The 14,693-nt window shown below is 71.9% G+C and carries 10 protein-coding genes, 5 tRNA genes and 1 pseudogene; 8 read left to right on the top strand and 8 right to left on the bottom strand.

Annotation, left to right across the window (positions count from 1 at the left end; all coding sequences use genetic code 11):
* The 8 genes and pseudogenes from ACFXDE_RS42040 to ACFXDE_RS42005 all read right to left on the bottom strand — a co-directional run.
* A pseudogene (locus tag ACFXDE_RS42040) lies at positions 1–161 on the bottom strand (ATP/GTP-binding protein); the annotation flags it as partial.
* Positions 142–822, bottom strand: a complete 681-nt coding sequence (locus ACFXDE_RS42035) for a DUF742 domain-containing protein (RefSeq protein ID WP_380499462.1) — start codon at positions 820–822, stop codon at positions 142–144. The gene ACFXDE_RS42035 and the pseudogene ACFXDE_RS42040, both read right to left, overlap by 20 nt.
* A 162-nt stretch (positions 823–984) precedes the next feature.
* Positions 985–1,398, bottom strand: coding sequence for a roadblock/LC7 domain-containing protein (locus ACFXDE_RS42030; RefSeq protein ID WP_030291361.1), 414 nt, complete (start codon positions 1,396–1,398; stop codon positions 985–987).
* Positions 1,399–1,408: 10 nt separating this feature from the next.
* Complete coding sequence (locus tag ACFXDE_RS42025) at positions 1,409–4,765, bottom strand: nitrate- and nitrite sensing domain-containing protein (RefSeq protein WP_380448993.1); 3,357 nt, start codon at positions 4,763–4,765, stop codon at positions 1,409–1,411.
* A gap of 408 nt (positions 4,766–5,173) precedes the next feature.
* A complete protein-coding gene (locus tag ACFXDE_RS42020; protein WP_350526834.1) occupies positions 5,174–5,752 on the bottom strand; it encodes an ATP/GTP-binding protein in 579 nt (192 codons plus the stop codon).
* A complete protein-coding gene (locus ACFXDE_RS42015) occupies positions 5,733–6,158 on the bottom strand; it encodes a DUF742 domain-containing protein (RefSeq protein WP_030248215.1) in 426 nt (141 codons plus the stop codon). The genes ACFXDE_RS42020 and ACFXDE_RS42015 overlap by 20 nt, the downstream gene beginning before the upstream one ends.
* A 167-nt stretch (positions 6,159–6,325) precedes the next feature.
* A complete protein-coding gene (locus tag ACFXDE_RS42010) occupies positions 6,326–6,739 on the bottom strand; it encodes a roadblock/LC7 domain-containing protein (protein WP_030291361.1) in 414 nt (137 codons plus the stop codon).
* A gap of 10 nt (positions 6,740–6,749) precedes the next feature.
* Complete coding sequence (locus tag ACFXDE_RS42005; RefSeq protein WP_380499461.1) at positions 6,750–10,463, bottom strand: nitrate- and nitrite sensing domain-containing protein; 3,714 nt, start codon at positions 10,461–10,463, stop codon at positions 6,750–6,752.
* 639 nt (positions 10,464–11,102) lie between these two features.
* Here ACFXDE_RS42005 and ACFXDE_RS42000 point away from each other — a divergent pair.
* The 8 genes from ACFXDE_RS42000 to ACFXDE_RS41965 all read left to right on the top strand — a co-directional run bounded on the left by ACFXDE_RS42000 (position 11,103) and on the right by ACFXDE_RS41965 (position 14,620).
* The gene (locus tag ACFXDE_RS42000; protein ID WP_380448663.1) at positions 11,103–11,324 is read left to right on the top strand and encodes a hypothetical protein; all 222 of its coding nucleotides are present in this window, start codon (positions 11,103–11,105) and stop codon (positions 11,322–11,324) included.
* A 252-nt stretch (positions 11,325–11,576) separates the two neighbouring features.
* On the top strand, positions 11,577–12,377 hold the full coding sequence (locus ACFXDE_RS41995) for a fumarylacetoacetate hydrolase family protein (protein WP_380448665.1): 801 nt from the start codon (positions 11,577–11,579) through the stop codon (positions 12,375–12,377).
* Entirely contained in the window at positions 12,370–13,869 is a 1,500-nt protein-coding gene (gltX, locus tag ACFXDE_RS41990; RefSeq protein WP_380499460.1) for a glutamate--tRNA ligase, read from the top strand. The genes ACFXDE_RS41995 and gltX overlap by 8 nt, the downstream gene beginning before the upstream one ends.
* A 239-nt stretch (positions 13,870–14,108) precedes the next feature.
* Positions 14,109–14,180: transfer RNA gene (locus ACFXDE_RS41985), tRNA-Gln, on the top strand.
* 46 nt (positions 14,181–14,226) lie between these two features.
* Positions 14,227–14,299 (top strand) — tRNA-Glu (locus ACFXDE_RS41980).
* A gap of 27 nt (positions 14,300–14,326) precedes the next feature.
* Positions 14,327–14,399 (top strand) — tRNA-Glu (locus tag ACFXDE_RS41975).
* Between the two features lie 26 nt (positions 14,400–14,425).
* A tRNA-Glu gene (locus ACFXDE_RS41970) sits at positions 14,426–14,501 on the top strand.
* 44 nt (positions 14,502–14,545) lie between these two features.
* A tRNA-Gln gene (locus ACFXDE_RS41965) sits at positions 14,546–14,620 on the top strand.
* Positions 14,621–14,693 lie beyond the last annotated feature (73 nt).

Raw genomic sequence — 14,693 nt, 5'->3', positions numbered from 1 at the left:
GCGGAGGCCGAGGTCATGACGGCTTCGGTGCGCAGGGGGTTGATCTCGGAGACGGCGCCGACGAGCGTGGTCTTGCCGACACCGAAGCCGCCCGCGACGACGATCTTCGCGGAGGTGGTGGCGCGGGTGGGGGCGGCCGCGTTAGAGCTTGCGAAGTCCACTGAGGACCCTTTCGAGCAGCGTGACGTCGGGCTGGTTTCCGGATTCGCCTCCGGAAGCGGGCTGGTGGATGGCGACGAGGCCGGCCTCGGCCAGGTCGGCCACGAGGATGCGCGCGACTCCCAGCGGGAGGGAGAGCAGCGCCGACACCTCGGCGACGGACTTGACCTCCGTGCACAGGGTGCAGATCCGCTGGTGCTCGGGGAGCAGGGTGGCCAGGCGCTGCGGGTCCACGTCGGCGGAGACGAGGGCCTCCAGCGCGAGTTCGTAGCGGGGCCGGGTGCGGCCGCCGGTCATCGCGAACGGCCGGATCAGCGGGCCGGAGTCGGGTTCGTCCTCGAACTCCTCGACGTGCCCGGGGTCCTGGGCCGGGTGGTGGCCGGGCGCGTGGCCGGGTCCGGCCGGCGGGACCGGGTAGCCGGGCGGCGGCATGTCGAAGGAGGGCTGCGGCTGCGGGGCGTACTGGCCGGGCTGGGCGTACGGGCCGGGCCGGCCGTACTGCTCCTGCTGCTGACCGTACGGCGGCTGGCCGTACTCCTGGCCGAACTGCGGCCGGCCGTACGGCTGACCGTGGCCGACGCCGGGTGCTCCGAAGGCGTCATGGCCCGTGCCAGGGTACGGAACGCCACCGTACTGGCCGCTGCGGTCGTCGGGCGGTGTCACGGTTCCTCTCCTCACAGGGTGCGGCGGTTGCGGTGCGAGCCCCGGAACGAGTCCGGAGCCTGTGGTGCGAAGGCCGTACAACGTCCGAACCCGAGCCCGCCGAAGCGGGCCCGGGAGGGACGCGGAGGTGCTTCGAATACCTGGACGGTATCCGACGAACCGTCAGTGCAGGAGACTGCCCTGGAGTTCTGCGCGGAGTGCGGGGGTGAGGACGGCGCCTGCGCGGTCGACGAGCAGGGCCATTTCGTAGCCGACGAGGCCGATGTCGGAGTCGGGGGCGGCCAGGACGGCGAGGGCGGAGCCGTCGCTGATGGCCATGAGGAAAAGGAAGCCCCGTTCCATCTCGACGACGGTCTGGTTGACCTCGCCGCCCTCGAAGATCCGGCTGGCGCCGGAGGTGAGGGAGGTGAGGCCGGAGGCGACGGCGGCGAGCTGGTCGGCGCGGTCCCGGGGGAAGCCCTCGGACATGCACAGCAGGAGGCCGTCCGCGGAGACCACCACGGTGTGGGACACCCCGGGGGTGTTGTCCACGAAATTGGTGATCAGCCAGTTCAGGTTCTGTGCGGCCTGGCTCATCTGAGTCAACTCAACGCTCCTGGTGGTTCGAGCCGCCGAAGAGATCGGTGCTCCGGTTCTGTCCGTTGCCGGACTGGTCTACCTGATCGGGGTCGATCCGGAAGCTTCCGGTGTTGCCGGCGGTGCGGCCCTGCTCCACGCCGCGGCGCAGGTTCGTGAGACGGCCACGGACCTCCTCGGGGCTGCGGGAGACCTGCGGCCCGTCCTGCGGGGTGGGCTTGGCGTTGCCGGCCACCAGGTTCTGCTTGGGCACGCGGCGCGGCAGGCCGGACTGGGTGGTGCCGGCGGACGAGGGCTCGCGCAGCTGCTCGGCCCGCTGCCAGGCGTTGTCGTTCGGCGACTGCCAGGCGGAGTTGGCGGTCGGGCCGGTCGGGCCGTAGCCGCCGAGCGCCGACACGTCGTGTCCGCGCGACTCGGCTGGCGACGAGGTGTCCTTGGCGCCGGCGAACCAGTTCGGGGTCTCGCCGTTGGCCCCGGCGGGCGCGGGCGTCCCGACCGGGCCGCCGGTGGCCAGCTGCTGGCCGGGGCGGCGCTGCGGCAGCCCGGACGGCAGGGTGGCGGGGGCCTCGGCGGCGGGCAGCGCGGGCGGCTCCGGGGCGTACGGGTGGCCGGCCGGGGCGTCCTGGGCCTGGTGGGCGTACTGGTCGCCGGCGTAGCCGTCGTCGTAGCCCTGGTAGCCCTGGCCCTGGTAGTCCTGCTGCGCGTACTGGTCGTCCGCGTAGCCCGACTGGTCGTAGCCCTGCTGCGGGTACTGGCCGTACGCGTCCTGGCCGTAGCCGTCCTGCTGCCCGTAGCCGTACTGGTCGTCGGCGTAGGGCTGCTGGTAGCCCTGCTGCGGGGCGTACTGGTCGTAGCCCTGCTGCGGGTACTCCTCCTCGACCTCGGCGTCCAGGACCGGCTGCTCGGCGTCCCCGTACGGGGAGGCCTCCAGCGCGGCGCGGCGCACCTGGTCGAGGCGCTGGGAGCGCTGGACGGACTCCAGGGCCGGGCTGAAGCCGGAGGAGCCGGCGTTGCCGATGCCGGTCAGGTGGTCGTCGAAGCCCAGCTCGGCGGCGCTGCGGGCGCGGCCGTCGGGGGCCCACTCGGAGGCCGGCTCCTGCTCGGCGAAGATCCGCGAGACGGTGAACTGCTCCTCGGGCTCCGGCGCCGGGCCGCCCTTGGTGACGAACGGCGGGAGCATGACGAGCGAGGTGGTGCCGGCCGACTCGCCGGACGGGCGGAGCTGGACGCGGATGTCGTGCCGCTGGGAGAGCCGGCCGACCACGAACAGGCCCATGCGGCGGGAGATGGTGGCGTCGACCGTGGGCGGCTCGGCCAGCTTCTCGTTGATCTCGGCGAAGTCGTCGGCGGTGAGGCCGATGCCCTTGTCGTGGATCTCGACCAGCACGCGGCCGTCCGGCAGGCGGGTCGCGTTGACCAGCACCCGGGTCTGCGGGCTGGAGAACGAGGTGGCGTTCTCCAGCAGCTCGGCGAGCAGGTGGACGAGGTCGGTCACGGCGGCGCCGACGATCTCGACCTCCGGGATGCCGGACAGCTCGACGCGCTCGTACTGCTCCACCTCGGACGCGGCGGCGCGGAGCACGTCGACCAGCGGGACCGGGGTGTTCCAGCGGCGGCCGGCCTCCTCGCCCGCGAGGACGAGGAGGTTCTCGCCGTTGCGGCGCATGCGGGTCGCGAGGTGGTCCAGCTTGAAGAGGTTCTCCAGCTGGTCCGGGTCGGCCTCGTTGTTCTCCAGGTCCGTGATCAGCGCCAGCTGGCGCTGGATGAGGCCCTGGCTGCGGCGCGACAGGTTGGTGAAGATCGCGTTGACGTTGCCTCGCAGCAGCGCCTGCTCGGCGGCGAGCTCGACGGCCTGGCGGTGCACCTGGTCGAACGCCCGGGCGACCTCGCCGATCTCGTCCTTGCCGTGCAGCGGGATCGGGGCGACGGAGGTGTCGACCCGCTCGGGGTCGGTCTTGGAGAGCTTCTCGACGAGGTCCGGCAGGCGGTTGTCGGCGATCTCCAGAGCGGCGCTGCGCAGGGTGCGCATGCCGAGGATCATCGAGCGGGCGACGTAACCGGTGAGCAGCCCGGCCAGGATGAGCGCGGCGACGACGATGACCGTGTTGAGGATGGCGTCGTAGAGCGCGTTGTCCTTGAGGTTCCGGGAGTCCGTGAGCACGTCGTCGAGGAGCGCGACTTCGGTGTTGCGCAGCGCCTGGATGTGCGTGGCGGCAGCCTGGTTCCAGTTCTCCGGGGTCAGACCGGCGTCCTTGGCCTCCTTGAAGGCGGCGTCGGCGGCGGCCTTGCCCTTCGTCTGGCCGTCGGCGGCGGCCTGGCTGTAGGCGGAGGCGAGGTTCAGCAGCGACTGCATGGTCGGCGCGCGGCCGTCGGGCATCTTGTACGCCGAGCGGTCCTGCGCGGTGGCCAGGGCGACCTGTGCGTCGGCGTACTTCTTGGCGTCGACCGGGTCGCTACCGGTGGTGAACTCGGTGATCGCGGTCTGTTCGAGCTTCTCCGAGACCACGACCTGCAGGGTGAGGTCCTGGTTCTCGTAGCGGGTCACCGAGTTCGACCCGATGCCCACGAGCAGGTGCAGCATGAGCGCGCGCTGGGACGAGGACGCGGCCTTGGCCAGCGACATGGCGTAGATCGCGCGGCCCTTGCTGGCCGCGTTCGTGGAGCCGAGGCCGACCGAGTTGTCGTACGCGAGCAGCGGGGCGAACAGCGTCGAGTACGCGTTCGCGGTGGCGCTGGCGAACAGCTCCTGGCCGTACGCGCTGGCGCGCAGGTGCGGCAGGTTGACCACGAGGTCCTGGAAGGCCTGGTGGCGGCGCGGGAGCTCGCCGGACTTGTCGGACGCGTCGTAGGCGGCGTTGTACGCCTTCAGCGCGGCGTCCGTGGTGGCGCGGGTCTTGGCGACCGTGCCGTCCGGGTCCTGCTTGGTGAGGAGGGGTATCAGCGTCTTGTCGCGCTCGTTCTCGAGCGCCTCGGCGAGTTCGGTGGCCGCCTTGGCGAGCTCGGCGGTCTTCTCGGCGCGGGACGCCTTGATGTAGCCGTCGACCGAGGTGTTCACGCGGAGGCCGCCGAACACGAGGCTGATGATGACCGGGATCAGGAGGATCGCGATCAGACGCGTCGGCACGCGCCAGTTGCGCGGCCTGAGGAAGTCGTAGCGGCTGGAGCTCTCGGAGCCCGTCGAACCCGTGGAGCCGCCGCTGCGGGGCTCCTTCGGGCCGACCGCGGGCTTCACGGGCTGTGGTGCCTGTGAACGCTCCTCGGTCGGGGTGAACGCGGAGAATCCGGCCGATTCCGTCGCGGTACCGTTCGGCTCGCTCTGGCGGGGCTCGGAGCGCCGCTGCGGGGCGGGTTGCTGCTTACGCCTCACTCGACAACTACCTCTCGGCCGACAGCCGGCCATGGATCAATCCAGCGCTGCCCCGGGCCACGCTCCGCCGCCGGTGGGCCGGGCGGGAAAAGCGACAGGGGTAGCTGGAATTTCAGCACGTGCAGGGATGGGGGACAAACAGACCCCGCATGCCGCCCGCGTCGGCACAATCTGGACATTCGCCGACATGACGGCGCAAAACCGTGGTCTTCTGGCGCTGAGTGACGTGATTCGGCCACGTAGCGTCACTGTTGATCACAAAATGCCTACCGAACCGTTATCCACCGCTTATGAGCGGGTCTTGCGCGGTGCCCCCGCCGGACACCTGCCGGTAAGCAGCCCCGCCCCGGCGGACCGTCGTCTGGACGGTCCGCCGGGGCGGTGGTGTCGCTCGCACCCCCGCGTCGGCTAGCGGAGTCGGGCGAGGAGGGCGTGTTCGACGAGGGTGATGAGGGCGCTCTTGGCGCTGTCGCGGCGGCGGGCGTCGAGGGTGATGACGGGGGTGTCGGCGCCGAGTTGGAGTGCTTCGCGGACTTCGTCGGGGGTGTGGGGCTGGTGTCCGTCGAAGCCGTTGAGGGCGACGACGAAGGGCAGTCCGCTGTTCTCGAAGTAGTCGAGGGCGGGGAAGCAGTCGGCGAGGCGGCGGGTGTCGACGAGGACGACGGCGCCGATGGCGCCGCGGACGAGGTCGTCCCACATGAACCAGAAGCGGTCCTGTCCGGGGGTGCCGAACAGGTAGAGGATGAGGTCTTCGTCGAGGGTGATGCGGCCGAAGTCCATGGCGACGGTGGTGGTCGTCTTGCCGGAGACGTGGCTGATGTCGTCGATGCCGGCGGAGGCCGAGGTCATGACGGCTTCGGTGCGCAGGGGGTTGATCTCGGAGACGGCGCCGACGAGCGTGGTCTTGCCGACACCGAAGCCGCCCGCCACGACGATCTTCGCTGACGTCGTGGCGCGGGCGGGTCCGTTAGAGCTTGCGAAGTCCACTGAGGACCCTTTCGAGCAGCGTGACGTCGGGCGTTCCGCCCGACTCGCCCGCGGCGGCGGGCTGGTGGATGGCGACGAGGCCGGCCTCGGCCAGGTCGGCCACGAGGATGCGGGCGACACCGAGCGGCACGCCGGCCAGTGCGGAGATCTCCGCGATGGATTTGACCTCACGGCAGAGGTTGACGATCCGGGCGTGCTCGGGCAGCAGGCCGCCGGTGCGCTCGGCCGATCCCGTGGTCGAGATCAGGGCCTCGATGGCGAGCTGGTAGCGGGGCCGGGTCCGGCCGCCGGTCATCGCGTACGGGCGGACCAGCGGCTGCTGCTCGTAGCCGTCGGACTGCTGCCCGCCGTAGCCGCTGCCGTACCCGCTGCCGTACGGGCCGGCGGGTGTCGAGGGCGGGGTCATGGGTCCTCCTTGTGCTGCGGCCTCGGGCAGCAGGTTCCAGCTGGGGCGTTCCAGCTGAGGCGGGATCAGCTGCCTGAGGGTAGCTGAGGGTCGAGCGCCGGGACCGGTCGGGTCGGACCCGGCGGGGAGGTGGGACGGTGGATGGGTGGGTGCCGTGCGGCCCCCGGTCAGTGCAGGAGACTGCCCTGGAGTTCTGCGCGGAGTGCGGGGGTGAGGACGGCGCCTGCGCGGTCGACGAGCAGGGCCATCTCGTAGCCGACGAGGCCGATGTCGGAGTCGGGGGCGGCCAGGACGGCGAGGGCGGAGCCGTCGCTGATGGCCATGAGGAAAAGGAAGCCCCGTTCCATCTCGACGACGGTCTGGTTGACCTCGCCGCCCTCGAAGATCCGGCTGGCGCCGGAGGTGAGGGAGGTGAGGCCGGAGGCGACGGCGGCGAGCTGGTCGGCGCGGTCCCGGGGGAAGCCCTCGGACATGCACAGCAGGAGGCCGTCCGCGGAGACCACCACGGTGTGGGACACCCCGGGGGTGTTGTCCACGAAATTGGTGATCAGCCAGTTCAGGTTCTGTGCGGCCTGGCTCATCTGGTTCAACTCAACGCTCCTGGTGATCTGCGCCGTTGCCGTCGCTCCGGCCCCCGAAACTATCGAACCCGGGCTGCTGGGCACCATGCTGGAAGCCGGGCTGGCCGACCTGCTCCGCGCCCGCCCGGCGGCCCTGCTGGATGCCGCGGCGGAGGTTGGTCAGTCGGCCGCGCACCTCCTCGGGGGCCCGGGAGACCTGGGGACCGGTCAGCGGGGAGGCCTCGGCGGTGCCGGAGACCAGGTTGGCCTGCGGGGTCCGCCGGGGGAGGCCGGACATCGTGACGCCGCTGGTCGAGGGCTCCCGTACCTGCTCCGCGCGGCGCCAGCGCTCGTCGTTGGCCGACGGACGCCACGGGGCGTCGCCCTCACCGGGCTGCGGCTGGCCCTGGGGGACCTGCTGCTGCGGCGCGGCCTGCTGGCCGTGCTGGCCCTGGGGGCCCTGGGGGGCCTGCTGCCGGGGCGGGCGGCCCTGGGGCTCCTGCCGGACCTCCGGCGCCGACGTGCCGGGGCGGCGCGGCTGGTACGCCGGCGGCCGGGCGTCCTGCGCGGCCCACGGCTGCTGCCCGGCGCCGCCCTCGGACGAGCCGGTCGGCAGCGCCATCGGCTCCTGGCGGACGGGCTCCGGACGGGCCTGCTCCTGGCGGACCGGCTCCGGGCGCACCGGGTTCGGCACGTTCGGCAGCACCGGCTCGACCAGGCCGAGGCCCAGCGGGTCGCGCGGGTCGATCTGGCTGGCCTCGAAGCGCGGGCGGGCGAACTGCTGGGTGCTCTCGACCGGGGCCGGTTCGGCCGGCGGGAGCTGGGCCTGCGGGGCCTGCTGCTGCGGGAGCTGCGGCTGGCGGTCGCGCTGCGGCGCGTCCGGGCCGGGGCGCTGCGGGCGGCGCGGGGCCTGCGGACCCTGGCCGCCGGGACCCTGGGGACCCTGCGGACCCTGGCCGCCGGGGCCCTGCGAGCCGGGGCGGCCGGGCTGGCGGCGCTGCGGCAGGCCGTCCTGCGGGCGGTTGCCCGGGCGGGCGCCCTGGCGCGGTGCACCCGGCGCACCGGGTGCACCCGGGCGGCCGTGCTGCGGCTGCTCGCCGGTGCGGGGACCACCGTTCGGGTCGCCACCGGGGCGCGGGCGCTCCTGGCCGGGGCGGCCGGGCGCACCCTGCGGTCCGCCGGGCTGACCGGGCTGACCGGGCTGACCGGGGCCACCGGGCTGGCCGGGGCCGCCGGGCTGCTGGCCGCGGCGGGGCAGGCCGGGGCCGCCCTGCGGCGGGCCCTGGCGGCCGGGGCCGCGCTGCGGCAGGCCGCCCTGGGCCGACTGCTGCGGCTGCTGAGCCTGCTGGGGCTGCTGCGGCTGCTGGCCCGGCAGACCCGGCTGACCCTGCGGGACGACCGGGTTCTCGCGGAGCGCCTTGCCGACCTGACGGGTGGGCAGGCCGCCGGTGCGTCCGCCGGGCGCACCGGGAGCGGTCGGGGCACCCGGCGCCGCCGGGGCGGCCGGACCGCCCTGGCCGAGCTGCGGGCGGCCCTGCGGGGCACCGCCGGCCGGGCCCTGGCCGAGCGCGGCCGGACCGCCCTGGCCGGCCGGCATCTGGCGCTGCTGGCGCGGCGTCGGGGCGACCCCGCGCTGCTGCTTGGCCTGCGCCGGACCGGGGCGGCCGGCGGTGCGGCGGTCGGCGGAGTTGGTGACGTCCACCGGGAGCATGACGAGCGCGGTGGTGCCACCGGAGTCGCTGGGGCGCAGCTGGATGCGGATGCCGTGTCGCAGGGACAGGCGGCCGACCACGAAGAGGCCCATGCGGCGGGAGACGGAGACGTCCACCGTCGGCGGGTTGGCGAGGCGCTCGTTGATCTCGGCGAGGTCGTCGGGGCTCAGGCCGATGCCGGTGTCGTGGATCTCGACCAGCACGCGGCCGTCGGGCAGCGCGTGGCCGGTGACCCGGACGCGGGTCTGCGGGCTGGAGAACGAGGTGGCGTTCTCCAGCAGCTCGGCGAGCAGGTGGACGAGGTCGTTGACGACGCGGCCGGCGACCTCGGCCGACGGCACCGCGGCGAGTTCGATGCGCTCGTACTGCTCCACCTCGGACGCGGCGGCGCGGAGCACGTCGACCAGCGGGACGGGGCGGGTCCAGCGGCGGCCCGGGTCCTCGCCCGCGAGGACGAGGAGGTTCTCGCCGTTGCGGCGCATGCGGGTCGCGAGGTGGTCGAGCTTGAAGAGGTTGGCGAGCTGGTCCGGGTCCGCCTCGCGGCTCTCCAGCTCGGAGATGAGCGACAGCTGGCGCTGGATGAGGCCCTGGCTGCGGCGCGAGAGGTTGGTGAACATCGCGTTGATGTTGCCGCGGAGGAGGGCCTGCTCGGCGGCGAGGCGGACGGCCTCGCTGTGCACCATGTCGAACGCGTGGGCCACGTGGCCGATCTCGTCCGTGGAGTCGACGGCGACGGGTTCGACGGTGACGTCGACGTCGTGCGGGTCGCTCTCGGAGAGCGTCTTGACCAGCTCGGGCAGCCGCCGCTCGGCGACGTCCTCGGCCGCGGCCTGCAGGCGGGTCAGCGAGCGCACCATCGAGCGGGCGATCAGACCGGCGCCACCGAGGGCGACGAGCAGCACGAGGGCGACGGCGCCGGCGATGATCAGGGCGTCGGTGTCGGCCTGGGACTGGAGGTCCTGGGCCTTTCCGTCCAGGTTTTCCAGCAGCTTGGACTCGATCCGCTGCTCGGCCTTGATCTTGGCGGTGGCCTTCTCGTACCAGTCCTTGTAGCTGACCGGGTCGGTCTGGTGGATACCGCTCTGCTGGAGGATCGAGCGCGAGTAGCGGTCGGCGTCGGCGACGACGTTGTTGTAGCTCAGCTGCCCGCGCAGGTTGTCCAGGTCGTGCGCGGTGTAGATGTTGTTGAACGTCGTGAGCGCGTTGTCGTACGTCGTGCGCAGGCGGATGCCGAAGGACTCGTCGCTCAGGCTGAGGTCGGGGGCCTTGGGGTTGGCGAGCGCGGCGCTGATCAGCGCGCGCTGCTGCGAGGTCGCGTCCTTGGCCAGCGAGAACTGCTGGAGCGCGCGGGTCGCGACGACCAGGTCCTTGTTGTTCGACGCGAGCGCTATGTCCTGGGTGATGGACAGCAGGTCGCGGATGATCACGTCGTACGCGGTGATCGTCGACTGGATGTTCTGGTTGTTCTGGTACGGCGTGTTGCGCGCGTCCGAGATCGAGTTGAGGTCCTTGCGGATCTGGAACAGCAGCGCCTTGCCGCCGGAGAGTTCGAGGTTCTCGAACTTGTCGGAGGAGGCGGTGAAGGTCCGGCTCAGGTCGTCGGTGGTCTTGCGCGCGGAGACGATGTCGTCGTCCAGCGGGTCGCTCGGCCGGTTGGTGATCGGGCCGGCGCTGATGTCGCGCTCGGTCTGCAGCGCGTCGGCGAGGTTGGTCGCCTTCTTGGCCAGGTCGGACAGGTTGGCCATCTGGGCGAGCTGCTGCGAGGCCTGCATCGAGGTCTGGATGCGCAGGCCACCGAGGACCAGCGAGACCAGGACGGGCAGCGCGAGCAGCGCGATCAGTCGGGTCCGGATCCGCCAGTTGCGCATCGCGAGCCGGCTCAGACCGGTGGCGCGGCGCCTGGTGAGGGACGTGCGGAGCTTGTCGCGGGCGGATTTCCGGTCCTGGCTGTCCTGCTCCGGGCGGCCGGTGCCCTCGGGCGTCGGCGGTTCGGCCGGGCCACCGGGGGCCGCCGCCGGCTGGGGGGCTGCCACAGGCTCGCGCGACTCCGGGTTCCCCGCGGCGCCGCTACCCCTCTTGAAACGTCCCTGCACTGGCGTCGCAACCTCTGGACCGGGCGTCCCGCCGCGTTGCCACGGCCTGGACGGTGTCGAGTTTCCATCCGCACCCCGGCCGGTCCGGGAGAGCGGGCACCGGGGTGGACTGCTCCCTACCCACGGTCCGTGGCATTCCAGCACAGCGAGGGAATCCCAACAAGGGCCGCCGGGAACCATCGGTCACGGCTACCGACCGCGTGCGCGGTTTCACGGACTGTGCGGTAACCGGACCGGAATACCGCCTTTTTCGGACACTCGTCCGATACATGCCAACGGGACCCTAGATCGACAAGAGTCGCAGACCTGCCGGAATGCCCGGTATCGGTGTTTTGTCGGGAAATCCCGTTCCGGCGAAATGTCGGATATCGGAGATTTGCAGACCTATTTGTGAGCAAAATCACAGGCGAATGTGTAGCTTTGGTCACGGTCCCTGTGGAATGAGATCTCGTAACCTGACTGCATCCGGAGCACGGCCCCGATCAGCCTGCCCAGAATCCCTCCGAATCAATCGGACTCACTCAGGCCGTGCCGCCGCCGTCGTGGCGCGCCCGGCCGCGAACACGAGGTGCTGACTCGATGTCCCAGGCGAAGAAGGCCACCAAGTCCACGCTGCCCTGCCGCTCCACGGCGAACCCGCGCCGGACCACGCTGGCCTCGGTCGAGGACTTCAGCAAGATCCCCGGCGCCCGCAAGCCCGAGGACAAGGCCGTCACCTACTCGACCGACCTGCCCGGCAACACCGCGAACCCGCGCCGCACCCAGCTGATGGTCGCGCCGGTGGCCGTGCCGCAGGACTGATCCCGCCCCGCGCCGCGCGAAGGGCGCCGCAGCCGTCGAACCGGCCGCGGCGCCCTTCGCGTTCGCGCGCCGGGACCGCCGGGCCGGCCACGCCCGGACGGCGCCCGCGCCGAACAGGCCCGAAGCGGCCGGGGGAGGGCCCACGCGATAGCCTGGTCGACGATTGACGGGGCCGCGCCCACGCCGGGCGGGGCGCCCACCAGCGCCCGGGGGGCGCCCCGGGCGGCCGACGAAGCGAGGGGTAGTCCAGCCGTGCGCATTGCGAGGTTTTCCGTCCGGGAAGGGAGCCCTGCCGCCGGCAGCGTCTCCTTCGGCGTCGTGGAGGGGGACCCGGCCCGGCCGGAGTCGCTGGTCGTCCACGCCCTGGCCGGCCACCCGTTCGGCCAGCCGCAACCCACCGGCGAGAGCTACCGCTTCCAGGACGTCCGGCTGCTCAGCCCGATGCTCCCCAACAAGATCGTGGCGGTCGGCCGCAACTACGCGGCCCACGCGGCGGAGATGGGCGGCGGCGTCCCGGACGTCCCGCTCACCTTCTTCAAGCCGTCCACCTCGGTGATCGGCCCGACCGAGAGCATCGCCTACCCGCCGTTCTCCTCGGACGTCCACCACGAGGCCGAACTCGCCGTGGTGATCGGCCGGATGTGCCGCGAGGTCCCGCTGGAGCGGGTGCCCGAGGTGATCCTCGGCTACACCTGCGCCAACGACGTGACCGCCCGCGACGTCCAGCAGCGCGAGGGCCAGTGGGCCCGGGCCAAGGGCTTCGACACCGCCTGCCCGCTCGGCCCCTGGATCGAGACCGACGTCGACCCGGGCGACCTCGCGATCACCTGCACGGTCAACGGCGAGCTCCGCCAGAGCGGGCGCACCTCCCAGATGGTCCGCTCGGTGGCCGAGCTGATCGTCCACATCTCCGAGGCCATGACGCTGCTGCCCGGCGACGTCATCCTCACCGGCACACCCGCTGGGGTGGGCCCCGTCAACGTCGGCGACGAGGTCGCCGTCTCCATCGAAGGCATCGGCACTCTCGCCAACAAGGTGATCAAGCGTGGCTAACACTGACCCGGCCGTCCGGGTTCGCTTCTGTCCCTCCCCGACCGGCAACCCCCACGTGGGCCTGGTCCGCACCGCCCTCTTCAACTGGGCCTACGCCCGCCACAACGGCGGCACGCTGGTCTTCCGGATCGAGGACACCGACGCGGCCCGCGACTCCGAGGAGTCGTACGAGCAGCTGCTCGACGCGATGCGCTGGCTCGGCTTCGACTGGGACGAGGGCCCGGAGGTCGGCGGTCCGCACGCGCCGTACCGCCAGTCGCAGCGGATGGACATCTACGCGGACGTCGCCCGCCGCCTGCACGAGGCCGGCCACGCCTACCACTGCTACTGCAGCACCGAGGAGCTGGACGCCCGCCGCGAGGCCGCCCGCGCGGCCGGCAAGCCCTCCGGCTACGACGGGCACTGCCGGGACCTGACGGACGACCAGGTCGCCGTCTACAAGCTGGAGAAGCGCGAGCCGATCCTGCGCTTCCGGATGCCCGACAAGACCATCGCGTTCGACGACCTGGTCCGCGGCACGCTCAGCTTCGAGCCGGAGAACGTGCCGGACTACGGCATCGTCCGGGCCAACGGCGCCCCGCTGTACACCCTGGTGAACCCGGTCGACGACGCCCTCATGGGCATCACGCACGTGCTGCGCGGCGAGGACCTGCTGTCCTCCACCCCGCGCCAGATCGCGCTGTACGAGGCGCTCGCCGGGATCGGCGTGGGCACCGGCGCCACCCCGCGCTTCGGCCACCTGCCGTACGTGATGGGCGAGGGCAACAAGAAGCTCTCCAAGCGCGACCCGCAGGCCTCGCTGAACCTGTACCGCGAGCGCGGCTTCATCCGCGAGGGCCTGCTCAACTACCTTTCCCTGCTGGGCTGGTCGCTGGCCGACGACCGTGACATCTTCGACACGGACGAGCTGATCGCGGCCTTCGACATCGCGAAGGTCAACTCCAACCCGGCCCGCTTCGACCTGAAGAAGTGCGAGGCGATCAACGCCGAGCACGTCCGCAAGCTGGCCCCGGAGGACTTCGTCCGCCGCCTGGTGCCGTACCTGCAGGCCCCCGGCCTGCTGCCGGCCGAGCCCACCGCCGAGCAGCTGGACCTGCTCGCCAAGGTGGCGCCGCTCACCCAGGAGCGGATGGTCGTGCTGAGCGAGATCGTCAACATGGCCGGCTTCCTCTTCGTCGACCCGGCCGACTTCGCGGTCGACCCGGACGACGCCGCCAAGGCGCTGACCGCGGACTCCCGCCCGGTGCTGGAGGCCAGCATCAAGGCGCTGGAGGAGCTCGGGGACTTCACCCCGGAGCCGATCCAGGCCGCGCTGCGCGAGGCGCTGGTGGAGGGGCTGGGCATCAAGCCCAAGTTCGCCTTCACGCCGCTGCGGGTGGCCGTCACCGGCCGCCGGGTCTCGCCGCCGCTGTTCGAGTCGATGGAGCTCCTCGGCCGCCCCGAGACGCTGCGTCGCCTGCGTTCCGCCCTGGACGCCCTGCCGGCCGCCTGAACGGGCCGCTGAGCGCGCCCGCGGGCCCGGCCTGGTGCCGGGCCCGCGGCGTACCCGGAGGTCATCCGCCGGCCCCCCGGACGCTGCCTGGGGTTATCGATTTTGGAGCCAGGGCAGACGTCGGGTAATGTTCTTTCTGCGCCGCCCGGGAGGGAACGGACGAGGGAGCGAAAGCCCCCCGGCCGGGACCGAGCGAGAGGCGCAACGCCTGAGAGGATCCGACGAGGGTTCAACTCTGGTGGGGTATGGTGTAATTGGCAGCACGAGTGATTCTGGTTCATTTAGTCTAGGTTCGAGTCCTGGTACCCCAGCGCAGTACCGCAGTAACAGCACCACCGCAGGACAAGTGAAGATCAAGCCCCCGTTGTGTAGCGGCCTAGCACGCTGCCCTCTCACGGCAGTAGCGCCGGTTCGAATCCGGTCGGGGGTACTGATCCCGCAAGGGATCACCTGGAAAGCCCCCGTTGTGTAGCGGCCTAGCACGCTGCCCTCTCACGGCAGTAGCGCCGGTTCGAATCCGGTCGGGGGTACTGATCCCGCAAGGGATCGCCAGGAAGCCCCCGTTGTGTAGCGGCCTAGCACGCTGCCCTCTCACGGCAGTAGCGCCGGTTCGAATCCGGTCGGGGGTACCAGAGCAGGAAGCCGGTGGGCTCGCCCACCGGCGCTTGCTTTGTGTTGGGGTATGGTGTAATTGGCAGCACGAGTGATTCTGGTTCATTTAGTCTAGGTTCGAGTCCTGGTACCCCAGCCAGAAAAGGAAGGCCCCGGTTTCCCGGGGTCTTTTTCGTTTTGTCCCCGCAGTACCGCATGGAAAAGCCCGGCGG

Origin of the sequence: Kitasatospora sp. NPDC059408 (assembly GCF_042751525.1) — a bacterium.
Taxonomy (GTDB): domain Bacteria; phylum Actinomycetota; class Actinomycetes; order Streptomycetales; family Streptomycetaceae; genus Kitasatospora.
This window is presented reverse-complemented; position numbering and strand designations above follow the sequence as displayed.

What these genes read in the sequence shown, in the direction of transcription:
- ACFXDE_RS42030 (WP_030291361.1), bottom strand. Translation starts at nt 1,398, where the DNA reads ATGAGCCAGGCCGCACAGAACCTGAACTGGCTGATCACCAATTTCGTG.
- ACFXDE_RS42015 (WP_030248215.1), bottom strand. Translation starts at nt 6,158, where the DNA reads ATGACCCCGCCCTCGACACCCGCCGGCCCGTACGGCAGCGGGTACGGC.
- ACFXDE_RS42010 (WP_030291361.1), bottom strand. Translation starts at nt 6,739, where the DNA reads ATGAGCCAGGCCGCACAGAACCTGAACTGGCTGATCACCAATTTCGTG.
- ACFXDE_RS42000 (WP_380448663.1), top strand. Translation starts at nt 11,103, where the DNA reads ATGTCCCAGGCGAAGAAGGCCACCAAGTCCACGCTGCCCTGCCGCTCC.